This window comes from Actinomadura verrucosospora (assembly GCF_039540335.1).
Classification (GTDB): Bacteria; Actinomycetota; Actinomycetes; order Streptosporangiales; family Streptosporangiaceae; genus Spirillospora; species Spirillospora verrucosospora.
Map to the genome: position 1 here is coordinate 11,567 of NZ_BAABEV010000067.1, position 24,002 is coordinate 35,568.

General features: G+C 73.3%; 23 protein-coding genes and 1 riboswitch. Of the genes, 12 read left to right on the forward strand and 11 right to left on the reverse strand.

Translation table 11 applies throughout. The features are described from left to right. The first annotated feature begins 19 nt into the window (after positions 1-19). Positions 20-133: riboswitch (TPP riboswitch) on the forward strand. Both thiC and ABD944_RS39725 read left to right on the forward strand, forming a co-directional pair. Next, complete coding sequence (thiC, locus tag ABD944_RS39720; protein WP_345186737.1) at positions 129-1,895, forward strand: phosphomethylpyrimidine synthase ThiC; 1,767 nt, start codon at positions 129-131, stop codon at positions 1,893-1,895. It overlaps the preceding riboswitch by 5 nt. A 189-nt stretch (positions 1,896-2,084) precedes the next feature. Continuing rightward, positions 2,085-2,666: a TetR/AcrR family transcriptional regulator gene (locus ABD944_RS39725; protein WP_345186739.1), complete on the forward strand. Its 582-nt coding sequence runs from the start codon at positions 2,085-2,087 to the stop codon at positions 2,664-2,666. A gap of 23 nt (positions 2,667-2,689) precedes the next feature. Here ABD944_RS39725 and ABD944_RS39730 read toward each other — a convergent pair whose 3' ends face one another. The 4 genes from ABD944_RS39730 to ABD944_RS39745 form a co-directional block, all read right to left on the reverse strand. Next, a complete protein-coding gene (locus ABD944_RS39730) occupies positions 2,690-3,526 on the reverse strand; it encodes a metallophosphoesterase family protein (protein WP_345186741.1) in 837 nt (278 codons plus the stop codon). Between the two features lie 133 nt (positions 3,527-3,659). Beyond that, complete coding sequence (locus ABD944_RS39735) at positions 3,660-4,724, reverse strand: phosphotransferase family protein (RefSeq protein WP_345186743.1); 1,065 nt, start codon at positions 4,722-4,724, stop codon at positions 3,660-3,662. 310 nt (positions 4,725-5,034) lie between these two features. Next, the gene (locus ABD944_RS39740; RefSeq protein WP_345186745.1) at positions 5,035-5,538 is read right to left on the reverse strand and encodes an anthrone oxygenase family protein; all 504 of its coding nucleotides are present in this window, start codon (positions 5,536-5,538) and stop codon (positions 5,035-5,037) included. A 17-nt stretch (positions 5,539-5,555) separates the two neighbouring features. After that, on the reverse strand, positions 5,556-6,404 hold the full coding sequence (locus ABD944_RS39745) for a Rossmann-fold NAD(P)-binding domain-containing protein (RefSeq protein ID WP_345186747.1): 849 nt from the start codon (positions 6,402-6,404) through the stop codon (positions 5,556-5,558). A gap of 82 nt (positions 6,405-6,486) precedes the next feature. On the opposite strand from ABD944_RS39745, the gene ABD944_RS39750 reads away from it, so the two are divergent. Continuing rightward, positions 6,487-7,428, forward strand: coding sequence for an AraC family transcriptional regulator (locus tag ABD944_RS39750; RefSeq protein WP_345186750.1), 942 nt, complete (start codon positions 6,487-6,489; stop codon positions 7,426-7,428). A gap of 42 nt (positions 7,429-7,470) precedes the next feature. Here the strand turns inward: ABD944_RS39750 and ABD944_RS39755 are convergent, their stop codons facing one another. Beyond that, entirely contained in the window at positions 7,471-8,802 is a 1,332-nt protein-coding gene (locus ABD944_RS39755; protein WP_345186752.1) for a hypothetical protein, read from the reverse strand. 195 nt (positions 8,803-8,997) lie between these two features. On the opposite strand from ABD944_RS39755, the gene ABD944_RS39760 reads away from it, so the two are divergent. The 6 genes from ABD944_RS39760 (at position 8,998) to ABD944_RS39785 (ending at position 13,206) form a co-directional block, all read left to right on the forward strand. Then, complete coding sequence (locus ABD944_RS39760; protein ID WP_345186755.1) at positions 8,998-9,729, forward strand: GntR family transcriptional regulator; 732 nt, start codon at positions 8,998-9,000, stop codon at positions 9,727-9,729. Positions 9,730-9,830: 101 nt separating this feature from the next. Further along, entirely contained in the window at positions 9,831-11,264 is a 1,434-nt protein-coding gene (ulaA, locus tag ABD944_RS39765) for a PTS ascorbate transporter subunit IIC (protein ID WP_345186758.1), read from the forward strand. Positions 11,265-11,331: 67 nt separating this feature from the next. Next, complete coding sequence (locus tag ABD944_RS39770; protein ID WP_185024408.1) at positions 11,332-11,634, forward strand: PTS sugar transporter subunit IIB; 303 nt, start codon at positions 11,332-11,334, stop codon at positions 11,632-11,634. Continuing rightward, entirely contained in the window at positions 11,631-12,113 is a 483-nt protein-coding gene (locus ABD944_RS39775; RefSeq protein ID WP_345186762.1) for a PTS sugar transporter subunit IIA, read from the forward strand. The genes ABD944_RS39770 and ABD944_RS39775 overlap by 4 nt, the downstream gene beginning before the upstream one ends. Then, complete coding sequence (locus tag ABD944_RS39780) at positions 12,106-12,849, forward strand: sugar isomerase domain-containing protein (RefSeq protein WP_345186764.1); 744 nt, start codon at positions 12,106-12,108, stop codon at positions 12,847-12,849. Before ABD944_RS39775 ends, ABD944_RS39780 begins: the two co-directional genes overlap by 8 nt. Before the next feature lie 99 nt (positions 12,850-12,948). Beyond that, complete coding sequence (locus tag ABD944_RS39785) at positions 12,949-13,206, forward strand: EF-hand domain-containing protein (RefSeq protein ID WP_345186766.1); 258 nt, start codon at positions 12,949-12,951, stop codon at positions 13,204-13,206. Positions 13,207-13,288: 82 nt separating this feature from the next. Here ABD944_RS39785 and pgi read toward each other — a convergent pair whose 3' ends face one another. Continuing rightward, positions 13,289-14,917 (reverse strand): glucose-6-phosphate isomerase, encoded by a 1,629-nt coding sequence (gene pgi / locus ABD944_RS39790; protein WP_345186768.1) that lies wholly within the window; start codon positions 14,915-14,917, stop codon positions 13,289-13,291. A 192-nt stretch (positions 14,918-15,109) separates the two neighbouring features. Here pgi and ABD944_RS39795 point away from each other — a divergent pair, with 192 nt between their 5' ends. The 3 genes from ABD944_RS39795 to ABD944_RS39805 all read left to right on the forward strand — a co-directional run bounded on the left by ABD944_RS39795 (position 15,110) and on the right by ABD944_RS39805 (position 18,690). Further along, positions 15,110-16,153, forward strand: a complete 1,044-nt coding sequence (locus ABD944_RS39795) for a hypothetical protein (protein WP_345186770.1) — start codon at positions 15,110-15,112, stop codon at positions 16,151-16,153. Between the two features lie 54 nt (positions 16,154-16,207). Beyond that, a complete protein-coding gene (locus tag ABD944_RS39800; protein ID WP_345186772.1) occupies positions 16,208-17,227 on the forward strand; it encodes a lactonase family protein in 1,020 nt (339 codons plus the stop codon). Between the two features lie 83 nt (positions 17,228-17,310). Then, positions 17,311-18,690, forward strand: a complete 1,380-nt coding sequence (locus ABD944_RS39805) for an NADP-dependent succinic semialdehyde dehydrogenase (protein ID WP_345186776.1) — start codon at positions 17,311-17,313, stop codon at positions 18,688-18,690. Between the two features lie 48 nt (positions 18,691-18,738). On the opposite strand, the gene ABD944_RS39810 is transcribed toward ABD944_RS39805, so the two are convergent. From ABD944_RS39810 to ABD944_RS39830, 5 genes are all read right to left on the reverse strand, one after another. After that, a complete protein-coding gene (locus ABD944_RS39810; protein ID WP_345186780.1) occupies positions 18,739-20,139 on the reverse strand; it encodes an aldehyde dehydrogenase (NADP(+)) in 1,401 nt (466 codons plus the stop codon). Next, positions 20,136-21,635 (reverse strand): amino acid permease, encoded by a 1,500-nt coding sequence (locus ABD944_RS39815; protein WP_345186783.1) that lies wholly within the window; start codon positions 21,633-21,635, stop codon positions 20,136-20,138. Before ABD944_RS39815 ends, ABD944_RS39810 begins: the two co-directional genes overlap by 4 nt. Before the next feature lie 87 nt (positions 21,636-21,722). After that, the gene (locus ABD944_RS39820; protein ID WP_345186786.1) at positions 21,723-22,724 is read right to left on the reverse strand and encodes a proline racemase family protein; all 1,002 of its coding nucleotides are present in this window, start codon (positions 22,722-22,724) and stop codon (positions 21,723-21,725) included. After that, complete coding sequence (locus ABD944_RS39825) at positions 22,724-23,653, reverse strand: dihydrodipicolinate synthase family protein (RefSeq protein ID WP_345186790.1); 930 nt, start codon at positions 23,651-23,653, stop codon at positions 22,724-22,726. The genes ABD944_RS39820 and ABD944_RS39825 overlap by 1 nt, the downstream gene beginning before the upstream one ends. Next, a partial coding sequence (locus tag ABD944_RS39830; protein WP_345186794.1) for a (2Fe-2S)-binding protein occupies positions 23,650-24,002 on the reverse strand: 353 nt, incomplete at its 5' end. The genes ABD944_RS39825 and ABD944_RS39830, both read right to left, overlap by 4 nt.

Consider the following 24,002-nt stretch of genomic DNA (forward strand, 5'->3'; position numbering starts at 1 on the left):
CGCCCGGGTTAACGTCGTGGCGACAGATCGCGGGGGCCCGGCGAACCGGGCTGAGATAGCGGCTGGGACGGCCGCTGACCGCATGAACCTGACCGGGTAATGCCGGCGTAGGGAGAGATCGAGTCGTCATGACCGAACCTGTGGTTCCCGCTGCCCGCAAGACCTACCTCCAGGGCTCCCGCCCGGAGATCCGGGTCCCGATGCGGGAGGTGCCGCTGACCAACGGCGACGTCGTCGTCCTGTACGACACGTCCGGGCCGTACACCGATCCAGAGCAGGAGACCGACGTGCGCAGGGGGCTGCCGCCTCTGCGGGAGGCCTGGATCGCCGAGCGCGGCGACACCGCCCCGTACGAGGGGCGGGCGGCGCGCCCCGAGGACGACGGGCGCCGCTCGTCGCCCTCCGCGCTCCCCCCGGGCGCGGGCGGGCGCCTCCCCCAGGCCGACGGCGAGGGCGCCCTGCCGCGGCGGCCGCGGCGCGCCACCGGCGGCGCGGTGACGCAGCGCGCCTACGCCCGGCGCGGGGAGATCACGCCGGAGATGGAGTTCGCCGCGCTGCGCGAGGGCGTGGCGCCGGAGTTCGTCCGGGACGAGCTGGCCGCCGGGCGCGCGGTGCTGCCCGCCAACGTCAACCATCCCGAGATCGAGCCGATGGTGATCGGGCGGAACTTCCTCGTCAAGGTCAACGCCAACATCGGCAACTCGGCCGTCGCGTCCTCGATCGAGGACGAGGTCGAGAAGATGACGTGGGCGACCCGCTGGGGCGCCGACACGATCATGGACCTGTCGACGGGCCGCGACATCCACACCACGCGCGAGTGGATCCTGCGCAACTCGCCCGTGCCGGTGGGGACCGTCCCGCTGTACCAGGCGGTGGAGAAGGTCGGCGGCGACCCGGCGGAGCTCACCTACGAGGTCTTCCGCGACACCGTGATCGAGCAGGCGGAGCAGGGCGTGGACTACATGACCGTCCACGCCGGGGTGCTGCTGTCCTACGTGCCGCTGACGGCGCGGCGCAAGACGGGGATCGTGTCGCGGGGCGGGTCGATCATGGCGGCCTGGTGCCTGGCGCACCACGAGGAGAACTTCCTCTACACCCGCTTCGAGGAGCTGTGCGAGATCTTCGCCGCCTACGACGTGACCTGGTCGCTGGGGGACGGGCTGCGCCCGGGCTCCGTCGCGGACGCCAACGACGAGGCCCAGTTCGCCGAGCTGCGCACCCAGGGCGAGCTGACGCGGATCGCGGCGCGGTTCGGCAACCAGGTGATGAACGAGGGCCCCGGCCACGTCCCGATGCACAAGATCAAGGAGAACGTCGACCTGCAGCAGGAGTGGTGCGACGGCGCGCCGTTCTACACCCTCGGGCCGCTGACCACCGACATCGCTCCCGGCTACGACCACATCACCTCGGCGATCGGCGCCGCGATGATCGGCTGGCACGGCACCGCGATGCTCTGCTACGTCACGCCGAAGGAGCATCTCGGGCTGCCGGACCGCGAGGACGTCAAGGCCGGCGTGATCGCATACAAGATCGCCGCGCACGCCGCCGACCTCGCCAAGGGCCATCCGGGCGCGCAGGCGTGGGACGACGCGCTGTCGGAGGCGCGGTTCGACTTCCGCTGGGAGGACCAGTTCAACCTGTCCCTGGACCCCGGCACCGCGCGCGCCTTCCATGACGCGACGCTCCCGGCCGCGCCGGCCAAGACCGCGCACTTCTGCTCGATGTGCGGGCCGCACTTCTGCTCCATGAAGATCACGCGGGACGTGCGGCGGTTCGCGGCCGAGCGCGGCCTCGCCGACGCGGAGGCCCTCGCCGCCGGGATGCGGGAGAAGGCCGAGGAGTTCAGGGCCGGCGGCGGCCGGCTGAACCTCCCCGTCTCCCCCGCCGACGCCTGACCCGGGCCGGACGCGGAGACGCGGCCGGGCCCGCCGTGCACCCGTGCGCGGCGGGCCCGGCCGCGTTCGGGGCCCTCTCGGCGCAGGTCCGGGCACCGGCGCGGATAGGATTGAGGGACCGTTCCAAAGCCGCGGATCCTCCCGATCGCCGCAGGCCCGTTCCATCCCCGGGAAGGATCGACGACCCAGGTGACCAGCGACGACACGCCGAAGGCGCGCCCCGTTCGGGCCGACGTTCGCCGCAACCGCGCGCGGCTGCTCGCCGCGGCGCGGGAGACCTTCCAGCGCCAGGGGGCGGGCGCCTCGCTCGAAGGCGTCGCGCGGCTCGCGGGCGTCGGCATCGGCACGCTCTACCGCCACTTCCCCACCCGCCAGGACCTCCTGGAGGCGCTGCTCGCCGACGTCTACGCCGGGCTGGCCGTGTCCGCCCGCGACCTGCTGGACTCCCCGTCCTCCGGCGAGGCCCTGCTGGCCTGGCTGCGGACGTTCGTCTCTGAGATCACCGCCTTCCCGGGCATGGCGGCCTCGGCGATGGTGTCGCTGCGCGACCCCCGGCTCGACCCCTCCGGCTCCCGCGCGGCGATGTCGGAGGCGGGCGAGGCGCTGCTCGTCCGCGCGCAGCGCGCCGGGGACGCGCCCGCCGGCGCGGCGTTCGGCGACGTGCTGAGGCTCGCGGGCGCGATCGCGACGGTCGCCGAGCGGGACCCGGACGCCGCGGCCCGGCTGCTGTCGCTCGCCGCCGCCGGCGTGGCGCCGGGCGCGGCCCGCTAGAAGCGCGGCCCGCCGGTAGCCGGTCAGTCCGTCTCGGGGACGGGCAGGACGCGGCGGGGGCCGCGAGGCGCGTCGGCCCGCTCGCGCCATTCGCGCGGGTAGCCGACCGACACCTCGATGTGCGGGACCTCGCCGGTCCAGATCGTCCGGGGGATGTGCAGGTGCCCGTAGACGACGGACACCGCGCCGAACCGGCTGTGCCAGTCGGCGGTGCGCTCGGTGCCGCACCACTGGGCGAACTCCGGGTACCAGAGGACGCGGGTGGGTTCGCGGACGAGCGGCCAGTGATTGACGAGCACGGTCCGCGTCCCCGGCTCCAGGGCGGACAGGCGCTGCTCGGTGTAGGAGATCCTGGCGTCGCACCAGGCGTCCCGTCCGGGATACGGGTCGGGGTGCAGGTAGACCTCGTCGGTGCACACGACACCGGCCTCGTGCGCGGCTTTGAGGGCCTCTTCCTTGCTGGACGTCCCGTCGGGGCGGAACGTGTAGTCGTACAGGATGAACAGCGGCGCCACGGTGACGGCGCCGTCCGGGCCGTCCCAGACGGGATAGGGGTCCTCAGGGGTCAGCACGCCCAGGCCGCGGCACATCTCGACGAGCCGGCGGTAGCGGGCCTCACCGCGCAGCTGCACGGGGTCGTCCTTGATGGTCCACAGCTCGTGGTTGCCGGGCACCCACAGCACGGCGGCGAAGCGCTCGGCGAGGGTGCGCAGCGTCCACTCGACGTCGGCGAAGCGCTCGCCGACGTCGCCCGCCACGATCAGCCAGTCGTCCTCGGACGCGGGCCGCAGGCCCTCGACGAACGCGCGGTTCTCCGGGAACCCCACGTGCAGGTCGCTGATCGCGTAGACGCCGCCCATCCGCCGATGGTAAGCCCCGGGCCCGCGCGGGCCGCGCCTCCGCGGGCATCTACGCCCCCACTCTCATTTCCATGCGAGTGAGGGCGCAGCGTGGGTCGAACAGGGACCGGGCGGTTTCTCCCGGCGCCCCCTGCTACTCTCCGACGACGCCGGCCTGAACCGCGGCGGCCACCTCGTCGGGGGAGAGTACCTTCTCCATGCCCCAGATCCGACCGGCCGTGTTGAGCGTTCCGGTCAGGGCCAGGACCATTTCCCCTTTCTCGGCGGGCGACAGGCGCTCCTTCCTGATCTTATGGATGACACGGACGGTGTCGTTGACGGCCGACTGGATCCGGTTGAGGTCCAGATAGGTCTCCAGATCCGCCTGCCACCCCTCGGTGGAGGCGGGCGGCATCCTTTCGAGGCAGCGCTCCAAAAGATACTGCCGGTCTCCTTCGGTGTAGCGCATGAGGTGCAGGTGGGTCGCCACCTCGTACACCCAGTCCCCGATCGTCGCCAATTCCCAGTCCACGAAGACCGCGTGACCGTCGGGACGCACGATGATGTTCCCACGGTGCATGTCGTTGTGCAGGAGCTGAAACGGCCGGGGAGTGAGCTTCGTCAAGCGGCCCACCATCGCCCGATGCGGTTGGAGAGGAAGCCCGAGCAAGTCGAACTCCCTGCCGAACCAGCGGGTCGACTTCCATTGGGCGACCGACGCCTGGATGGCCCTGCGCAATCCGAATCCCACCGAATCGCCGTCTTCCGGCCACCAGGGCGGCAACCGCATGTCCCCCAACGGCACATCGGTCAACCTGCGGAACAGGTCCACCGTGTCGTCGAGAACGAGCCTCGGCACCGGCCGACCCGGTGGCGAGAGTTCGTGGAGGACTCGGCCTTCTTCGTACGCGTGTACGGACCACCCCTGCCCCTCGTAGACCAGGTGGGACGCCTTTCGGCCCAGATAGGGCTGAATGGCCCGCAACACGTCGTTCTCCTCATAAGTACGCCGATCCAGATTGTCCGCCCCGGCGGCAGGGAAGCGACACATCAGGTTTCCCACCCGGACGTTATGGTGGTAGAAACCGCTGAGTGCGCCGGCCTTCTCCAGGGCGACCGAGCGAAGTCGGTGAGCCAGATCAGGGTCGCGTTCGAGGAGCTCCCTTGTAGCAGCCAAATCTTCTGCAGCGACAAGCTGCGAAAACCTGTCGCCCATCATCCCTCCTTCTTTTGGTTGTCACGAGCCGCCCCTGAGGAACCGCCTTTCGCCGTCCGAGACGACAAGAGGACTTCGAAGTGTTCGTCAGAGCGTCTCCGCTTCGGCAGAGTACAGCATTCTTGGTGGTCGCGGCGCATTTCGCCCACAGCCGCCTCCGTGCGTCTCCGGAAGGCCGAGAGCTGTGCCGCACCCCTCTGGGGTGGCGCTTTTAAAAAGGGCCGGATGGCTCAGAAGGAACGGCTGAGGGAGGCATGGAAACGGGGTCCATGCTCCTTGCCGGAGCACGGACCCCGCCGGTGCGTCAGATCGGTCAGTTGTTCCTGCCCCAGACGTAGACGGCCAGGCTCATGGCGAGGAGGCTCGCCCAGCTGAACACCGCGCGGACGGTGTTCCACGCCGTCCAGCGGCCGGAGTAGTCCGACCAGATCTTCGCCGCCTCGGCCGCGTCCTTCGGGATCGCGACGCCGTCCAGGACGTCGTTCATCGGGATGTTGACCGCGAAGCTCGGGATGAGCGCGCCCGCGAAGTACAGGCCGGCGGCGGCGAAGAAGAGCAGGGCCGCCGACTTCTGGTCCAGGGTGAGCAGCAGCACCCCCGCCGCCGCCGCCAGAACCGGCACCAGGAGGAACATCGCCACGAAGACCGGGTTCTGGATCCTCTGGTTGATGCCCTGCATGGCGTCGATCGCCGAAGCGGGCCGCGCCGCGTTCAGCCCGGGCATGACGCCGGTGGAGAAGCCGAAGAAGGTTCCGGCCATCCCGGCCGCCATGATGATGGAGAGGGTCGCCGAGACGCCCGCGAGAGAGAATTTCATGTCGTCCGGTCCTCAGGTCAGTGGTTCCAGATGCCGCTGGCGGCGGTTTCGCGCGCGTACTCGGAGAAGTCGCGCGGCGGGCGGCCGAGGGCCCGCTGGACGCCGTCGGCGGGCCGGGCGTTGCGCCCGTCCAGCACGGTCGTGAACAGGTAGGTCAGCAGGCCGACGACCTCCTCGGGCACGCCGTGCTCCCGGAGGGCCGCCGCGTTCTCCTCCGCGCCGACGGGAACGAAGGCGACCTCGCGTCCCGCGGCGCGGCCGATCTCGGCGACCGCCTCGGCGAACGTGAGCGCCCGGGGCCCGGTGACCTCGTACACCTGCCCGGCGTGGCCGTCCCGGGTGAGCGCCTCGACCGCGACGTCCGCGATGTCGTCGGCGTCCACGAAAGGCTCCGGGACCTCGCCCGCCGGGAGGACGACCTCCCCGGCCCGCACGGGGTCGAGCAGGTAGTCCTCGCTGAAGTTCTGCGCGAACCAGCTCGCCCGCACGACCGTCCAGGCCAGGCCGGACGCCTGGACGATCCGCTCGCAGTCCCGCGCCTCGGGCTCGCCCCGCCCCGACAGCAGGACCACGCGCCGCACGCCCGCGTCCACCGCCGCACCCGTGAACGCGCGGATGGCGTCGGGGGCGCCGGGAACGGCCAGGTCGGGGTAGTAGCAGAGGTAGACGTTCTCGACGTTCCGCAGGACGGGCGCCCAGGTGGACTCGTCCTCCCAGTCGAAGGGCGGGGAGGCCGACCGCGAGCCCATCCGCACGGGGAGGTCCAGGGCCTCCAGCCGCTCGACGACGCGGCGGCCGGTCTTGCCGGTCCCGCCGAGGACGAGGGTGAGGCCGCTTTCGATGATTCCGGATTCGCTGTTCGTCATGCCCTGAAGTCAACAGCCGGGCGGTTCCGGCCACCATGGTTGAGACGCTCGCCCGCATACGCCAGCGTCTACGCTGGCCTCCATGGACGCCCTGGCCGAACTCCTCGACGGTCCGCGCGCGCGTGGAGCGTTCATGCTGCGCTCGACCCTCGCGCCGCCCTGGTCGCTCCGGATCCAGGACGAGGCGCCGCTGACCCTGCTCTCCATGGTCAGGGACGAGGCCTGGCTGGTCCCCGACGACGGCGATCCCCAGCGCGTCGGCCCCGGCGACATGGTCATCTTCCGGGGGCCGGACGCCTACACCGTCAGCGACGACCCGGCGACCGCGCCGCAGATCGTCATCCATCCCGGCCAGCGCTGCACCACCCCGGACGGCACGAGCCTGTCGGAGGCCATGGACCTCGGCGTCCGCGCCTGGGGAAACGACCCGGACGGGCCGGCGGTCATGCTGGTCGGCACCTACCAGATGCGCGGGGCCGTCACGCAGCGACTGCTGGCCGCGCTGCCCGCGATGGCGGTCGTCCGGGGCGACACGTGGAGGTCGCCGCTCGTCGCCGTGCTCCAGGAGGAGATCGGCAAGGACGAGCCCGGCCAGGACGTCGTCCTCGACCGGCTCCTGGACCTGCTGCTCATCGCGACCCTGCGCGCCTGGTTCTCCCGCCCGGACGCCGCCGCCCCGGGCTGGTACCGCGCCCACGGCGACCCGGTCGTCGGCCCCGCGCTCCGGCTCCTGCACGACGACCTGGCCTATCCCTGGACGGTCGCGGACCTCGCGGCCGGGGTCGGGGTGTCGCGCGCGGCGCTGGCGCAGCGGTTCGCGAAGCTGGTCGGCGAGCCGCCCATGGCCTACCTCACCGGCGTCCGCCTCGCGCAGGCCGCCGACCTGCTGCGCGAGACGGACGCGACGCTGGAGGCCGTGGCCCGCAGGGTCGGCTACGGCAACGCCTTCGCGCTCAGCACGGCCTTCAAGCGCGAGCACGGCGTCAGCCCGCAGGAGTACCGCGCCGGGGCGGCGACCGCCTGACCGGCGGCGCCGCCGTCGCCGGGCCGGGCGGCCGCCGGTCCGCTAGCGCGGGACGTACAGGCGGATGTCGTCCACCTGCGCCGAGCCCTCGTAGAAGTTCATGTGCGGGTCACCGATCATGAACCGGTCGGGGTAGGCGGACCCGGCCGGCCAGGTGTCGCGGTCGACGAGGGTGCCGCCCGGCCCCGTCCAGGTCCAGTCGGCGTTGAACCGGCCGTCGTACTCGCCGGGCTTCTGGTTGTAGTGCCAGATCGGCTCGCCGTCCTGGACGAACGAGCGCGTGTAGCGCAGGGTCGCCCTCCCCACGTGCGCGAAGACCCCGGACATCTCCATCGTGTAGGCGCCGTCGCGCCGCTCCACGGCGAACGTGTACGGCTCGGCGGGCAGCAGCTCGGGCTTCAGGTCGACGGTCGAGACGATGGCGCCGCCCTTGCGCAGCCCGCACTCGCTCTCCATGAGGTACTCGGTGCCCGGCATGGTCGGGTAGCGGCGGTCGTCGGTCATGAAGATCGCGTTGACGCCGTTGCCCGTCCCGGCGGAGTACGGCTCGTACTGCCCGGTGGCCGGGTTGCAGTACAGCAGGCCCTTGCCGGTGTACTTGTAGCGGTTGTAGCCGTCCATGGCGACCTTGCGATGGCCGTGGACGAACACGTTGTTGTGCGGCGCCACCTGCCGGTAGTCCATGATCGACATGTAGTAGAAGCCGTTGGAGTCGGTCCGGACGTCGGCCCACTCGCACTCGGGCCGCGCGTAGTCGCCGCCGGACGCCCAGGGGAAGTTGGTCTTGCAGCCCTCCGGCGAGTAGCCGTTGACCCGGCCGTCCGGGTAGTCCCATGACCCGTTCCGCCGGCCCCCGAAGTCCAGCCCGCGCAGCGTCATCTCCACCCGGTACTCGGCGGGCAGGTCGCGGGTCGAGCGGATGACGACGCCCGCCTGGTGGGCGGGCTCGTCCAGCCGGGCCACGCCCTTGCCGGAGGTGAGCGTGGGCGGCGCGTCCGGCCGGCCGTCCCCGTCGGCGTCGCGGGCGGCCAGCTCGGCGGTGAGCCAGCCGCGCTTCCCGAACGTGAACGACTTGCGGTAGGTCTTCATCTTCGCGAGCTGCGTCCGGAAGGCCGGGCCGCCCATCGTGTCGAAGTAGGCGCCGTCGTTGTCGTAGACATCGACGTCGTACGGACTGGACGGGCCGTCGCCGTCCGGCCTCCAGGGAACCTTCGCGTCGTCGATGCGCCGGTCGAACGGCTCGGAGGCCACCAGCCTCCAGGCGTCCCTCGCCCCCGGCCGGCCCGCCTCCGCCTGGGCCGGCGCCGCGCTGAGCGCCGCCGGCATGAGCATCGGCAGGGCCAGCGCCACTGCGCCGCGCACGAGCTTCCTCATCTGGCCGCCTTCCTCGCCGCGGCGAGCGCGGCGTCGACACGGTCGTGATCGGCACCGTCTGCCGACCTGCCGAGACGGTAGTTCGGGCCTTCCGGCCATGACCACGGCAAACATCGCCAAAGTGGTATTGACCAGTCGCCATAATGGGACATACCGTGTGCGACGACAGGAACCGCATCAAAGGAGGTGACAGGCGTGCCATCCGCCGGTGAGGCCCGGGCCGCGAGCACGAAACGGCAGGCGGTGCGCCGCGAGCTGCTGGCGATGCTGGACGATCTGGACGTCGGGGACGCGCTGCCGTCCGAGCGCCGGCTGGCCGAGGACCTCGGCGTCTCGCGGCCGACGCTGCGCCAGGCCATCGACGGGCTCGTGGCCGAGGGCCTGCTCGACCGGCGGCACGGCAGCGGGACCTACGTGGCCGAACCCCGGATCGCCGTGTCCCTGACCATGACCTCGTTCACCGAGGACATGATCAGGCGCGGGATGAAGCCGGGCGGCAGGGTGCTGTCGTTCCGCACCGAGACCGCGGGGGCGCGGATCGGCCGCCGGCTGGCCCTGTCGCCCGTCGAAGAGGTATTTACCATTCGGCGGCTCCGGCTGGCCGACGAGGCCCCCATGGCCATCGAGACCCTCTACCTGCCGCGGGCGCTCATGCCGGACCTGCGGCGGAGCGACCTGGAAGGGCGGTCGTTCTACGACCTGCTCCGGGGCAACGGCGTCGTGATCGCCTCGGGCACCGAGACCATCGAGCCGACCGTCACCACCGCCGAGGAGGCCGCCGAGCTCGGCGTCCCGGTGCACATGCCGGCGTTCCTGTTCGAGCGGATCACCAGGGACGCGGACGGCCGGCCGCTGGAGTACGTCCGGTCCCTCTACCGCGGCGACCGGTACCGGCTGGAACTGGACCTGCGACCACCGAACCACTGACCGCACGCCCGGGCGCCGCGTCCCGGGCGCACGATCGTCCGTCCGCGCTGACGGGGGCGACAGCGCACCACCCATCCCCCGAGATGTGAGGCGAGTTCACCATGGACGTCATCAAGGACATCCTCACCTTCCTGGCCGACAACGTGTTCGGCCAGGTGCCCATCCTCATCGGGCTCATCACGCTGGCGGGCCTGCTCCTGCAGCGCAAGCGGTTCGAGGACGTCTTCGCCGGGGCGCTGCGCGCCACGATCGGCGTGGTCATCCTGTTCATCGGCATCGAGGTCTTCACCGGCGGGCTGACGAGCTTCCAGACCGTGCTCGCCAGCGCGATGGGGACCACGCCGCCGAAGGCCGACAACACCCTCGCCGACTTCCTCGCCGACCAGGGCGGGACGATCGCGCTGGTGATCACGGTCGCGTTCCTGGCGCACGTGCTGGTCGTGCGGCTCTTCCCCGCGGCCCGGTACCTGTACCTGACCGGCCACCTGATGTTCTGGATCAGCACGGTCACCGTCGCCTCCCTGGTGACGATCGCGCCCGGCGCCGACCAGCTCACGCTCGTGCTCTGCGGGGCCGGGTTCGTCGCCGCGTACTGGACGCTGCAGCCGCTGTGGATGCGCCCGCTGATGCGCCGCGTCATGCCGGACGACCGGTTCGGGTTCGCGCACACCAGCTCGCTCGCCTGCCTGATCACCGGCTACGCGGCCCGCCCGCTCGGCAGCCGCGACAAGCACGACACCGAGAAGCTGAAGCTGCCCCGGCAGCTGTCGTTCTTCAAGGACGTCAACGTCAGCACCGCGCTGATCATCACCGTGATCATGCTGGTCGGGGTCGCGTTCGCCGACCACGGCGTGGTCGCCAAGGCCGCGGCCGAGATGGACGACAAGCTGTCGCCGTGGGTGTGGGCGGTCCTGGTGGGCCTGCGCTTCGCGGGCGGCATCGCGATCCTGCTGTTCGGCGTGCGGATGTTCCTCGGTGAGATCGTCCCGGCGTTCAAGGGGTTCAGCGACCGCGTCATCCCGGGCACCCGCCCCGCGCTCGACGCGCCCACCGTCTTCCCCGTCGCGCCGACCGCCGTCATGGTCGGGTTCGTCTCGTCGACCGTGGTGTTCCTGGTCTGCCTCGGCGTGTTCGCCGGCGCCGGCTGGTTCACCCTCGCCCCGCCCATGATCATGCTGTTCTTCGTGGGCGGCGCGGCGGCGCTGTTCGGCAACGTGGTGGCGGGCTGGCGCGGCGCCGTCCTCGGCGGCGTCGTCACCGGGCTGATCCTCGCCGTCGGGCAGGCCGTCACCTGGGGCCTGTACGAGCGGACCGCGCCCGAGCTGGCGACGCTCGCCGACCCCGACTGGTACGCGATCGGCTGGCTGCTGAAGGCCGCGGACCCGGTCGTCGGCGGCAACTCGATCTGGCTCGTCCCCGCGGTCGCGGTCGGCGCGATGATCACTACCCTGCTGCTCCTCGGCCGGGCCGAGAAGCGCCGGGCGGCGGAGGAGGAGGCGGCGGCGCCCGAGAGCGCGGCCCCCGCGGAGGCCTGACGGACCGCGCAGGGCCCGCCGGACGTCCGCGCGGGCCCGACCGTCACTACGAGGAGAGAAGGACGACATGGCACTGGACCGGCAACTGGAGATCCTCGCGGTCTGCGGCGTCGGCATGGGCTCCAGCCTGATGCTCAAGATGACCGCCGAGGACGCGCTGCGCTCGCTCGGCGTGGACGCCCGGGTGGAGAACACCGACGTGTCCACGGCGCGCGGGATGTCGCCCGACGTGGTGATCGGCCAGGGCATGCACACCGGCGAGATCGCCGACCTGGCGCCCGTGGTGATCACCATCAGCGACTTCCTGGACAAGGAGGGCCTGGAGGCCCAGCTCAGGGAGCGCCTCACCGAGCAGGGCTGGCTCTCGTGACGGCCCGTTCCGAGGGGGCGGCCGCCGGGGCCGCCGCGCCGGGCACGATCGTGGCCGCGGCGGACGGGGCGACGGCGGGCGACTGGCGGGAGGCCGTCCGCACGGCGGCCTCCGCCCTGGTCGCCGCGGGCGCGGCGGGCGCGGGCTACCCGGAGGCGTGCGTCCGGGTGGTGGAGGAGAACGGCCCGTACATCGTGCTGACCAAGGGGCTCGCGCTCGTCCACGCCCGCCCCGAGGAGGGCGGCCTGGCCGTAGGCGTCGGCGTGACCCGGCTGGCCGGGCCCGTCGAGTTCGGCCATCCCGACAACGACCCGGTCGACCTGCTGCTGGCGTTCTGCACGCCCGACCCCGACGCGCACGTCGGCACCCTGTCCGGGCTGGCGCGCGCGCTGTCGGGCGGACTCGCCGACCGCCTGCGCGCCGCTTCCGGCGAGGACGACCTCGCCCGCATCCTGAAGGAGGCTCTGCCGAATGCCTGACGCGGCGCCCTCGGGGTTCCCCGCCAGGGTGCGCTCCCTGCTCGACGACCTCGACTCGACCTCGGGCGGAGCGGCCGGCGACGCGGCCGCCCTGCTCCTCGACGCGATCGAGGCCGGCGGGATCGTGCACGTCGCCGGCGCCGGGCACTCCCTGGCGATGGTGTTCGAGACGTTCTACCGGGCCGGGGGCCTCGCCGCCGTCCGCCCGATCTGGGACCCGGCCGTCTTCCCGCTCGACCACGCGCTGCGCAGCACCCGCGCCGAGCGGCGGGACGGAGTGGGGCGCGCCGTGGTCGAGAAGGCCGCGCCCGCCCCGCCCGACGTGGCGGTGGTGTTCTCCACCAGCGGCCGCAACCCCTACCCGGTGGAGGTCGCGCGGGAGTGCGAGGCGCGGGGCGTGCCGGTCGTCGCGGTGACGTCGGCGCGGGCGTCGCGGGGCGCGGCGGCGCGGACCGACACGACCCTCGCCGACCACGCGGCCATCGTGCTCGACACCTGCGTCCCGCCCGGGGACGTGCTGCATCCGGCGGGCGCGCCGCGCACCGCGGCGGTCTCCACCGTCCTCGCCGCGTACGCGTGGGCGCGGGTGCTCGCCGACCTCGACGACCTGGCGGCGGCGCGCGGCGTGGAGCCGCCGCGCTGGACGAGCGCGAACGTCCCCGGCGGCGACGAGGTGAACGCCGCGCTGCTGGAGCGCTACCGCCACCGCGTCCCCGAGCTGACGGGCGAGGGCTGACCGGGGAACCGGGCATCCTCCCGCGGCGTTTCTCCTAGGGCCGGCCCACACCTGTTTGACATGATGCGGGGTCAACTTCGGACCTGAACGAGGAGCGAGATGACGACGAGACCGACCGGGGACGAACTGCTTGCCGTGTTCACGCGCGGGGACCTCGGCGGCGACGAGAAGCTCGACCTGATGGAGTTCACGCTCGTGCTGGAAGAGCTCGGACTGTCCTGGACGCGAGCCGAGACGCAGGACAGGTTCGAGAGGGCGGACAGCAACCTCGACGGCTTCATCTCCTACGGCGAGTTCCGCGCCGTCCTGGAGTCCCAGGGCTGGGTCCAGGGGCCCGTGCCCGGCGCGCGCGCCTGACGGCCCGGCGCGCGCCTGACGGCGAAGGGAAGGGCCCGCCGGTCGACCGGCGGGCCCTTCCGCGCGTCCCGGACCCGCCGGGTCAGACGCTGCGGCCGCGCAGCTCGCGGTACCTGCGCACGAGCGCGCCGGTGGACGGGTCGGGCGCGTCCGACGGCGGCTCCTGCGAGGTGAGCGCCGGGGCGAGGTCCATCGCCATGACCTTGCCGAGCTCGACGCCCCACTGGTCGAAGGAGTCGATGCCCCAGATCGTCCCCTCGACGAAGACGATGTGCTCGTAGAGCGCGACGAGGGAGCCGAGGGTCTTCGGGGTGAGCTTCGGGGCGAGGATCGTGCTGCTCGGCCGGTTGCCCGGCATGACCTTGTGCGGGACGACCGCCGCGGGCGTGCCGTCGGCGGCGATCTCCTCGGCGGTCTTGCCGAACGCGAGCGCCGAGCTCTGCGCGAGCATGTTCGCGATGAGCAGGTCGTGCATCCCCTCGCGGTCCTCGAACGGCTCGGCGAAGCCGATGAAGTCCGCGGGCACGAGCCGGGTGCCCTGGTGCAGCAGCTGGTAGAAGGCGTGCTGGCCGTTGGTGCCGGGCTCGCCCCAGAAGATCTCTCCGGTCTGCGCGATGACCGGCGCGCCGTCGGCCCGCACCGACTTGCCGTTGGACTCCATCGTGAGCTGCTGGAGGTAGGCGGGGAACCGCGACAGCCGCTGGCTGTAGGGCAGGACGGCCCGGGTCTGCGCGCCGAAGAAGTCGGTGTACCAGACGCCGAGCAGGCCCATCAGCACCGGCATGTTCGCCTCGAACGGCGCGCTGCGGAAGTGCTCGTCGACCTCCCGGAACCCGGCGAGCATCTCGCGGAACGCCTCGCCGCCGATCGCGATCATCAGCGACAGGCCGATGGCGCCGTCGAAGGAGTAGCGCCCGCCCACCCAGTCCCAGAACCCGAACATGTTGGCGGTGTCGATGCCGAACTCGGCGACCCGCTCGGCGTTGGTCGACACGGCGACGAAGTGGCGGGAGACGGCGTCGTCGCCGAGCCGCTCGGTGAGCCACCGCCGCGCGACCTTGGCGTTGGTGAGGGTCTCCAGCGTCCCGAACGTCTTGGAGCTGACGACGAACAGCGTCTGCTCGGGGTCGAGGCCGGCGAGCTTGCCGAGGATGTCGGCCGGGTCGATGTTGGAGACGAACCGGCAGGAGACGCCCGCGTCGGCGAAGTCGTGCAGCGCCTCGTAGGCCATGGCGGGGCCGAGGTCGGAGCCGCCGATGCCGATGTTGACGACGGTCGTGATGCGCTTGCCGGTGGAGCCCGTCCACTCCCCCGACCGGACGCGGCCGGCGAAGTCGGCCATCCTGTCCAGGACGGCGTGCACGTCGGCCGCGACGTCCTGCCCGTCCACCGTCAGGGCCTCGCCGGGAGGCAGCCGCAGCGCGGTGTGCAGGACGGCGCGGTCCTCGCTGACGTTGATGTGCTCCCCGCCGAACATCGCCTCGATCCGGGCGCGCAGGCCCGCCCGCTCGGCGAGCGCCGTGAGCAGCGTCAGGGTCTCGCCGGTGACGCGGTGCTTGGAGTAGTCCAGGTACAGGTCCCCCGCGGTCACGGTCATCCGGTCGGCGCGCCCCGGGTCCTCCGCGAAGAGCTCGCGCAGGTGCCGCCCGGCGATCGCCGCCTGGTGCTCGGCCAGCGCGGTCCATTCGGGCGACTCGGTGATATCAGCCATTGCCTCTCTCATCTCCTCGTGGGGGCGGGGGCGTACCCCCGCGGGCGGGCGCCGAACGTCCCCCGGGCACCGCGCCGCTCCCACGGCGATCATAGATTCGACCGCGCGTGACCGTATCAGGGCCGTCCCCGCGCGCGCAGCGATCCGCCCTAGGGCCGCCACCCGGCGGGCTCCGGCGCTAGGGTCCCGCCCATGGGAGCCCGCGCGAACTTCGCCCTCATCGACGGAAACGGCCTGCGGCTGCACTATTCCCACTGGGCCGCCGACAGCGTGTGCTCGGTGCTGGCCGCGGGCCCGGCCGCGGCCGGGCGTTTCATCTCCGCCCAGCAACGCCTCGACGACCCGGCCCGCGACTGGCTGGACGACGGGTGGGCGGAGGGCGGCGCGGTCGTCGACCACACGACCCGGCGATTGATGTTCTACGGCGACCAGCTGACGGCGGAGGTGCCCTGCAAGCGGGCCTATCTCTCGCTGCTCGCGCTGACCTGGCCGGGCTGGACGGTGCGGTGGGCCTACGACGGCATCGGCGACCTCGCCGCGGCCGCCGGTGTGGACCGCGCGGTCGTCCGCCGCCCCGACGAGGAGGAGCGCGACCTTCCAGGCGAGGCGGAGGCCGACCTGGAGTGGGAGGTGCACCTCCTCACCGTCCGCGCCGCCGGCCGGGTCACCGCCTACCCGCTGTTCTCGGAGGTCCACACCGCCTGGCAGGGCCCCGGGCTGCTGGAGCGGCTGCCCGCGGGCGGACGGCCGCGGCTGGATCTCGGGACGATCCCCTCCGGCGGGCTGCACGTGGACGCCGCCGCCCGCACCGCAGGCGCCTGGCTGAGCCACCACGGCACCGGGCTGGTGCCGGAACTGGAAGGGCTGTGGCCCGGCTGGCGCGTCGAGTTCTGGGGGGACCGGTACGAGGAGCAGGTCGCCCGCTGCGAGGGCGCGGTCACCGTGCCGGACGCGGACCCTGCCGCCGCGCTCGACGAGGTGCTCGCCGGGATGGCCCGCGCGCGAGGGCACGACCCGGTGCCAGGGATGCTCGCCGCCGTCCGCCGGCACGCCGGCGACCGGAGGGTGGAGCTGAACCCCTCCTTCACCGCGCACCGGCAGGTTGACGCCACCGACGCCGAATGGGAGGCGGTCCTGAGCGCCGCCGGGCGGCTGCGCGCCCGCCTCGCCGCGGGCCACGGCGGGCTCGCGGGGGGCGCCGCTGCCGGCGATCATCACCCGCCCCGGGGCGGCTAGGCTCGCCCTCGGCCGCCCCGGGGCGGGCGGATCGCGTTCGGAGGGGAGTCGCTGGTGGGCGAGCGGGCGTTCTGGGTGGGCACGTACACCGGCGCGGCCGGCGGCGGCGCCGGGATCTACCGGGTCGCGCGGGAGGCCGACGGGACGCTGCGGGCGGCCGAACTCGCGGTGGAGGCCGTCTGCCCCTCCTACCTGGCCGTCCACCCCGTGAAGAAGGTCCTGTACGCGGTCCGGGAGGAGGACCGCGGCGGGGTCGCGGCCTACGACGCGGCCGGCCCGCGGCTGAGGGAGATCGGGGCACGGGAGGCGGGGGCGCTGCCCTGCCACCTGTCCGTGTCGCCGGACGGCGGGCGCCTCCTCGTCGCCGACTACGGGTCCGGGACGGTCCGGGCCTACCCGCTGGGTCCCGACGGCGGTCTCGCCGGGGATCCGGACGTGGTGGAGGGGCACGGCGGCGGGCCGAGGGCCGACCGACAGGAGGGCCCGCACGCCCACATGACCGTCCACGCCCCCGACGGGACGATCCTGGCGACCGACCTGGGCGCGGACCTCGTGCGGTCCTTCCGCGTCGAGGGCGGCGCCCTGCGGCTCGCCGGGGAGACGGCCCTTCCGGCCGGGTGCGGGCCGCGGCATCTGGCCGTCCACCCGAGCGGGCACGTGCACGTCCTGGCGGAGCTCGCCGCGTCCGTCCTCGTCCTGAGCCCCGCCGGCGGGTACGCGGGCCTGGAGGTCGTGGCGGAGTCGCCCGCGACGGCCGGGCCGGCGGGCGGCGCCGCCCAGGGCGCGGCGATCAAACTCGGCGACGGCGGCCGGTACGTCTACACCTCCATGCGCGGCACGGACGTGGTGACGGCCCACCGGGTGCTGGACGGCGGCGCGGCGCTGGCGCCGGTCGCGGACGTCCCCTCCGGCGGGCACTGGCCGCGCGACCTGCACGTGGACGGCGAGTGGATGCACGTGGCGAACGAGCGCAGCGACGCGGTCGCGACCTTCCGGATCGGGCCGGACGGCGTCCCGGCGCCGGTGGGGCCGCCCCTGCGCGTCCCCTCGCCGGTGTGCGTGATCCCCGGCTGAGCACCGGTCCGCGCGGGCGTTTCCTGCGGGCCGCCTCGGGCACGTCCCGGGTAACGAGCCGGACACCCAGGGAGCATTCCGACATGACGACGATCGCCACGACCAACCCCGCGACGGGCGAGGTCGAGAAGACCTTCGACGCGCTGACCGACGAGGAGGTCGACCGGCGCGTCGCACGGGCGGCGGACACGTTCGCCTCCTACCGCACGGTCCCCCTGGAGCGGCGGGCGGAGTGGATGAAGGCCGCGGCGGACGTCCTCGACCGGGAGGCCGACCAGATCGGCGCCATGCTGACCACCGAGATGGGCAAGACGCACAAGGCGGCGGTGGCGGAGGCGCACAAGTGCGCGAAGGCGTGCCGCTACTACGCCGAGCACGCGGCGGAGTTCCTGGCCGACCGGCGCCCCGCCGACCCGGCGGACGTGAACGCGTGGGACGCCTACGTCCGCTACCAGCCCCTCGGGCCCGTGCTGGCGGTCATGCCGTGGAACTTCCCGCTCTGGCAGGTGATCCGCTTCGCGGCCCCCGGGCTGATGGCGGGCAACGTCGGGCTGCTGAAGCACTCCTCGAACGTCCCGCAGACGGCGCTGTTCCTGGAGGACCTGTTCCGCCGCGCCGGGTTCCCCGAAGGCGCGTTCCAGACGCTGCTGATCGGCTCGGCGAAGGTCGAGCGGGTGCTGCGCGACCCGCGGGTGAAGGCCGCGACGCTCACCGGCAGCGAGCCCGCGGGGCGGTCGGTCGCCGCCATCGCCGGGGACGAGATCAAGCCGACCGTGCTGGAGCTCGGCGGCAGCGACCCGTTCGTGGTGATGCCGTCCGCCGACCTGGAGGCCGCGGCGCGCACGGCGGCGGAGTCCCGCTGCCTCAACAACGGGCAGAGCTGCATCTCGGCGAAGCGGTTCATCGTCGACACCGGCTGCGCCGACGAGTTCGAGCGGCTGTTCGTCGAGCGGATGCGCGCGAAGAGGGTGGGCGACCCGATGGACGAGGCGACCGACGTCGGCCCCCTCGTCAGCGAGGAGGGCCGCGCCGAGGTCGAGGAGCTCGTCGCCGACGCGGTCGGCAAGGGCGCGAGCGTGCTGTGCGGCGGCGAGCGCCCGGACGGCCCCGGGTGGTACTACCCGCCGACGGTGGTCTCCGGCGTGACGCCCGAGATGCGGATGTACCACGAGGAGGTCTTCGCCCCGGTCGCGTCGCTGCTGCGCGTGAGCGGGGTGTCGGAGGCCGTCGAGGTCGCGAACGCGACGGGCTTCGGGCTCGGCTCGAACGCCTGGACGCGCGACGACGGCGAGCGGGAGCGGTTCGCGAACGAGCTGGACGCCGGGCAGGTCTTCATCAACGGGATGACGACGTCCTACCCGGAGCTGCCGTTCGGCGGCGTGAAGCGCTCCGGGTACGGGCGCGAGCTGTCGGCCGACGGCATGCGCGCGTTCTGCAACGCCAAGACCGTCTGGGTGGGCTGACCGCCCGAGCGTCCTCGGTCCGCCGCGCGCGGCGGACCGAGGACGGTCTCACCGGACGGCCTGCGGGACCTTCCACGGGTTGTCGTCGCGCAGCGGCGGCGGCAGCAGGTCCTGCGGCCAGTTCTGGTACGCGACGGGCCGCAGGAACCGCTCCGTGGCGGCCGTGCCGACCGAGGTGGTGGAGGGCGCCGTCGTGGCCGGGTACGGCCCGCCGTGCTGCATCGCGTGCGTGACGGACACGCCGGTCGGCCACTGGTTCCACAGGACGCGGCCGCTCCGGCCCGCGAGCACGGCGGCGAGCGCCTCCAGCTCGCCGGCCTCCTCCGGCTCGGCGTGCAGCGAGGAGGTGAGCTGGCCGGGCAGCGCCGCCACGACGCCCGCGAGGTCGGCGAGGCGCTCGTAGGTGACGACGAGGCCGAGGGGCCCGAAGCACTCCTCCGCCGCGGCGTCGATGTCGGCCTGGAACGCCGCCAGGTCCATGGTGAGCAGGCGCGGGGTCAGCGCGTCCTCCTCCTGCGGCCAGACCAGGCGCCGCACGCCCGGCCGGGCGCCCAGGCTGCCCGCCGCGGCCAGGTATCCGGAGCTGATCCGCTCGTTGAGCATCGGCGCCCCGGCGGCCTCGCGCAGGCGCGCCGCGATGCCCTCCGCCAGTCCGGGCGGCGCGAACAGCAGGCCGGGGTTCGTGCAGAACTGGCCGGCCCCCAGCGTCAGGGACGCCGCGTACCCCCGGGTGATCTCCTCGGCGCGGGCCTCGGCGGCGCGGGGCGTCACCACGGACGGGTTCACGCTGCCCATCTCGCCGTAGAACGGGATCGGGACCGGCCGCTCCGCCGCGATCCTCGCGAGGGCGAGGCCGCCCCGCTGGGAGCCGGTGAACGCGGCGGCGGCGACGCCGGGATGCCGCAGGGCCTCGACTCCGGCGTCCTCGCCCTCGATGAGGGCGAACACGCCGTCTGGGAGCCCGGCGCCGGCGATCGCCTCGGCCGTCCGGCGCGACAGGCGGGGATGGCCGGGGTGCGCCTTGACCACGACGGGGCAGCCCGCCGCCCACGCCGACGCGGTGTCGCCGCCGGCGACACTGAAGGCGAACGGGAAGTTGCTCGCCGCGAACACCAGCACCGGGCCGACGGCCGTCCGGCAGCGGCGCAGGTCCGGGCGCGGCCCGGTGGGCCAGTCCGGGTCGGGCCGGTCGATGCGGGCGTCGTGGAGGGCGCCCTCAAGGACCTGCTCGGCGAACAGCTTCAGCTGGAACGTGGTGCGGGTCAGCTCGCCGTTGAGGCGCACCTCGCCGAGGCGGCTCTCCTCGTCGGCGAGGGCGACCAGCTCGCCGCGGGCGGCCTCCAGCGCGTCCGCGACCGCCGCCAGGTGGGCGGCGCGTTCGGCCGGCGGCGACGCGGCCCAGCCCGGAGCGGCGGCGACCGCCGCGGAAACGGCCTGGTCGGGTGTCATGAGGTGCTCCCCTCGTCCTCGGTGTTCGGGGCCGTGCGGGCGGACCGCGGCGCCCGGTTCTCCACCGAGTTGCGGTACCCGTACAGCGCGTAGACGACCAGGCCGAGCACCATCCACACCGCGAACCGGACCCAGGTGATCCAGTCGAGGTTGGCGATCAGCCAGATCGAGAAGGCGATGCCGACGAGCGGCACCACCGGCACCCAGGGGGTGCGGAACGAGCGCGGCAGGTCGGGGCGGGTGCGGCGCATCACCATGACGGCGATCGCGACGACGATGAACGCCATCAGGATGCCGATGTTGGTGAGGTCGGCCGCCTCCTTGATGGGCAGCAGGCCCGCGATGACCGCCGAGCCGATCCCGACGAGCCAGATGACGCGGGTCGGGACCTGCCGCCGCGGGTGGTTGCGGGCGAAGTAGGCGGGCAGCAGGCCGTCGCGGCTCATCGAGAACCAGACGCGGGTGACCGCCAGCATGTTCGCGAGCGCGGAGGTGGTGATGCCGACGACGGCGCCGACCGCGACGACCGTGCCGAGACCGGTCAGGCCGACCGAGGCGAGCGCGCTGGAGAACGGGCTCTTGACGTCGATCTGCCGGTAGTCCTGCATGCCCAGCAGGACGATGCAGACCAGGAGGTAGATGACCGCGGCGATGGCCAGCGAGATGACGATCGCCTTGGGGAGCACCTTCTTGGCCTCGGCGCTCTCCTCCGCCGCCGCGCTCATGGCGTCGTAGCCGTAGACGGCGAAGAAGGTGGTGGCGGCCCCGGCGACGGCGCCGCCGATGCCGAACGGCAGGAACGGGCTGAAGTTGCCGGCCGAGACGTGGAACGCTCCCGCGACGATGACCAGCGCGACGATCGCGAGCTTGACCACGACGAGGATCGTCTCGAACCGCGCGGACTCCTTCGTCCCGCGCGACAGCACGAACGCCAGCAGCAGGCACAGCAGCGCCGCGAACAGGTCGACCTTGTGGCCGGCGCCGGTGCCGGGCGCGCCGATCGCCCAGTCCGGGATGTCGAGGCCGATCTGGTCGAGGATGTAGGACAGGTAGCCGGAGATGGCGATCGCGACGACGGCGACGATCGCGGTGTACTCCAGCAGCAGGTCCCAGCCGATCGCCCAGCCGATCGCCTCGCCGAGCGCGGCGTAGGAGTAGGTGTAGGCGGAGCCGGCCTTCGGGATGGTGCCGGCGAACTCGGCGTAGCAGAGCGCGGCGGCGGCGCTGGCGATGATGGCGATCAGGAAGGAGATCATCACGCCGGGCCCGGCGTCGTCGTGGGCGACGACGCCGGCGAGCGAGAAGACGCCCGCGCCGACGAGCCCGCCGAGGCTGAGCGCGACGAGCTGCCACAGCCCCATGGTGCGGCGCAGGCCGCCCGGGGTCTCCTCCTCCGAGGAGTCGACGGGTTTCAGGCGGAAGACCCCGGCCCGGGTGAACAGCGCGGACCCGGCAGGGCCCCGCGGTGGTCGTGTTTTGGGCATGGCTTGGGACATGGAGGTCCCTCCCGACTGGTGCAGGGTGGGTGTGACGCGGCGGTCAGGGCCGCCGTGAAGGGCTCGGGAAGAGCCGGCCGGTCCCTCTCAGAGGACGAAGCCCTCGGGGAAGGGGTCGGCGGGGTCGAGCAGGTAGGTGGCGGTGCCGGTGATCCAGGCCCGCCCGGTGAACTCGGGGATCACCGCGGGCAGGCCGCCGGCGTCGGCGGTGCCGACCAGGCGCCCGGTGAACCGGGTGCCGATGAACGACTCGTTGACGAACTCGGTGTGCAGCGGCAGCTCGCCCCGGGCGTGCAGCTGCGCCATGCGGGCGGAGGTGCCGGTGCCGCACGGCGACCGGTCGAACCAGCCCGGATGGATGGCCATCGCGTTGCGCGAGCGCCTGGCGTCCGACCCGGGCGCGAGGAACTGGACGTGCTTGCAGCCTCCGATCAGCGGGTCGGCCGGGTGGACGGGGCGGTCGGTCGCGTTGATCGCCTCCATGATCGCCAGCCCGGCCCGCAGGATGTCCTCCTTGCGGGCCCGGTCGAACGGCAGGCCGAGCGGCTCGAGGTCGGTGATGGCGTAGAAGTTGCCGCCGTAGGCCATGTCGTAGCGGACGTCCCCGAGCCCGGGCACCGCCACCACCGCGTCCCGCCGGAGCGCGAACGAGGCGACGTTGCGGAGCGTGACGTGCTCGGCGACGCCGTCGCGGACCGCGACCCGGGCCTCGACGAGGCCGGCCGGGGTGTCCAGCCGCACGATCGTCTCCGGCTCGGTCACCTCCACCATCCCGGTCTCGACCAGGACGGTCGCGACGCCGATGGTGCCGTGCCCGCACATCGGCAGGAACCCGCTGACCTCGACGTAGACGACGCCCCAGTCGGCGTCCGGGCGGGTCGGCGGCTGGAGCAGGGCCCCGCTCATCGCGGGGTGGCCGCGCGGCTCGTCCACCAGGAAGCGGCGGAGCCCGTCCAGGTGCCGCACGGCGTGGCGGCGCCGCTCGGCCATCGTGGCGCCCGGGATGGGCGCGACGCCGCCGGTGACGACGCGCGTCGGCATCCCCTCGGTGTGGGAGTCGACCGCGCTGATCGACCGGGCCGAGCGCATCAGGCGGCCCGCCGCCGCGCGAGGGCCTCGATCGCGCGGTCCATGTCGGCGGTGACGGCGGCGCGGTGCTCGGGGACGAGCGGGCCGCGCGGCGGGCGGCAGGGGCCGCCGTACCGGCCGACCTGCTCCATGCCGAGCTTGATCGCCTGGACGAACTCGGTGCGCGAGTCCCAGCGGAACGCGGCGACGAGCGGCTCGTACAGGGCGCGGGCCTCCTCCAGCTTCCCGGCGGTGGCCAGCTCGTACAGCAGCGCCGACTCGGCCGGGAAGACGTTGGGGAAGCCGGCGAACCAGCCCGTCGCGCCCATCAGCAGCGCTTCGAGGGTGACGTCGTCGGCGCCGGCGACGACCTCCAGGCCCGGGGCCCTCTCCCGGATCTCCAGCACGCGGCGGACGTCGCCGGAGAACTCCTTGACCGCCACGACGCCGTCGATCTGCGCGATCTCGGCGAGCAGCTCCGGGGTGAGGTCGACCTTGGTGTCGATGGGGTTGTTGTAGACCATGACCGGCAGGCCGACGGACGCCACGGCCTCGAAGTGCGCGATGATCTCGCCGCGGTTGGCCCGGTACATGGTGGGCGGCAGGCACAGCACGCCGTCGGCGCCGTCCTCGGCCGCGATCTGCGTCCAGTGCCGGGCCTGGTGGGAGCCGGGGCCGTGCACGCCGACCACGACGACGCCGTCCCGGCCGACCGCCTCGACGGCGGTGCGGGCGACGCGGCGGCGCTCGTCGTCGGTCAGCGAGGAGTACTCGCCGAGGGACCCGTTCGGGCCGACGCCGCGGCAGCCGTTGTCGACGAGCCAGCGGCAGTGCTCGGCGTAGCGGTCGTGGTCGACAGCGAGCCCGGCGGGGGCGGCGGCGTCCTCGCGGTAGGGCAGGGCCGTCGCCACGATGACGCCGCCGAGGCTCAGGGGCTTGCTGTCGCTCATCGGGCGCTCTCTTTCTTGTCGGGTGTGTCAACTGGAGGGTCCGCGAGCTCGCCGAGCCGGATGGGCTGGGCGACGGGCCGGCGGTGGGGGTCGCTCCCGCCCGCCCGGCCGCGGAGCAGTTCGGCGACCGCGGGGCCGCAGACGCGGGCCTGGCAGGGGCCGAGCCCGGCGCGGGTGCCGAGCCTGACGGCGGGGGCCGAGCCGGCGGCCGCGCCGTCCGCGGCGCGCAGGAGGGTCCCGCAGGCGGTCTCCTCGCAGCGGCAGACGATCGTGTCGGGGCGCAGCCAGCCGGGCCACGCCGCGCCGACGGGGTGCGCGGCGGCGAGCCGTCCGGCGAACGCGCGCCCCC

What these genes read in the sequence shown, in the direction of transcription:
- thiC (WP_345186737.1), top strand. Translation starts at nt 129, where the DNA reads ATGACCGAACCTGTGGTTCCCGCTGCCCGCAAGACCTACCTCCAGGGC.
- ABD944_RS39730 (WP_345186741.1), bottom strand. Translation starts at nt 3,526, where the DNA reads ATGGGCGGCGTCTACGCGATCAGCGACCTGCACGTGGGGTTCCCGGAG.
- ABD944_RS39735 (WP_345186743.1), bottom strand. Translation starts at nt 4,724, where the DNA reads ATGATGGGCGACAGGTTTTCGCAGCTTGTCGCTGCAGAAGATTTGGCT.
- ABD944_RS39740 (WP_345186745.1), bottom strand. Translation starts at nt 5,538, where the DNA reads ATGAAATTCTCTCTCGCGGGCGTCTCGGCGACCCTCTCCATCATCATG.
- ABD944_RS39745 (WP_345186747.1), bottom strand. Translation starts at nt 6,404, where the DNA reads ATGACGAACAGCGAATCCGGAATCATCGAAAGCGGCCTCACCCTCGTC.
- ABD944_RS39750 (WP_345186750.1), top strand. Translation starts at nt 6,487, where the DNA reads ATGGACGCCCTGGCCGAACTCCTCGACGGTCCGCGCGCGCGTGGAGCG.
- ABD944_RS39755 (WP_345186752.1), bottom strand. Translation starts at nt 8,802, where the DNA reads ATGAGGAAGCTCGTGCGCGGCGCAGTGGCGCTGGCCCTGCCGATGCTC.
- ulaA (WP_345186758.1), top strand. Translation starts at nt 9,831, where the DNA reads ATGGACGTCATCAAGGACATCCTCACCTTCCTGGCCGACAACGTGTTC.
- ABD944_RS39770 (WP_185024408.1), top strand. Translation starts at nt 11,332, where the DNA reads ATGGCACTGGACCGGCAACTGGAGATCCTCGCGGTCTGCGGCGTCGGC.
- ABD944_RS39780 (WP_345186764.1), top strand. Translation starts at nt 12,106, where the DNA reads ATGCCTGACGCGGCGCCCTCGGGGTTCCCCGCCAGGGTGCGCTCCCTG.
- ABD944_RS39785 (WP_345186766.1), top strand. Translation starts at nt 12,949, where the DNA reads ATGACGACGAGACCGACCGGGGACGAACTGCTTGCCGTGTTCACGCGC.
- pgi (WP_345186768.1), bottom strand. Translation starts at nt 14,917, where the DNA reads ATGGCTGATATCACCGAGTCGCCCGAATGGACCGCGCTGGCCGAGCAC.
- ABD944_RS39795 (WP_345186770.1), top strand. Translation starts at nt 15,110, where the DNA reads ATGGGAGCCCGCGCGAACTTCGCCCTCATCGACGGAAACGGCCTGCGG.
- ABD944_RS39805 (WP_345186776.1), top strand. Translation starts at nt 17,311, where the DNA reads ATGACGACGATCGCCACGACCAACCCCGCGACGGGCGAGGTCGAGAAG.
- ABD944_RS39810 (WP_345186780.1), bottom strand. Translation starts at nt 20,139, where the DNA reads ATGACACCCGACCAGGCCGTTTCCGCGGCGGTCGCCGCCGCTCCGGGC.
- ABD944_RS39815 (WP_345186783.1), bottom strand. Translation starts at nt 21,635, where the DNA reads ATGTCCCAAGCCATGCCCAAAACACGACCACCGCGGGGCCCTGCCGGG.
- ABD944_RS39820 (WP_345186786.1), bottom strand. Translation starts at nt 22,724, where the DNA reads ATGCGCTCGGCCCGGTCGATCAGCGCGGTCGACTCCCACACCGAGGGG.
- ABD944_RS39825 (WP_345186790.1), bottom strand. Translation starts at nt 23,653, where the DNA reads ATGAGCGACAGCAAGCCCCTGAGCCTCGGCGGCGTCATCGTGGCGACG.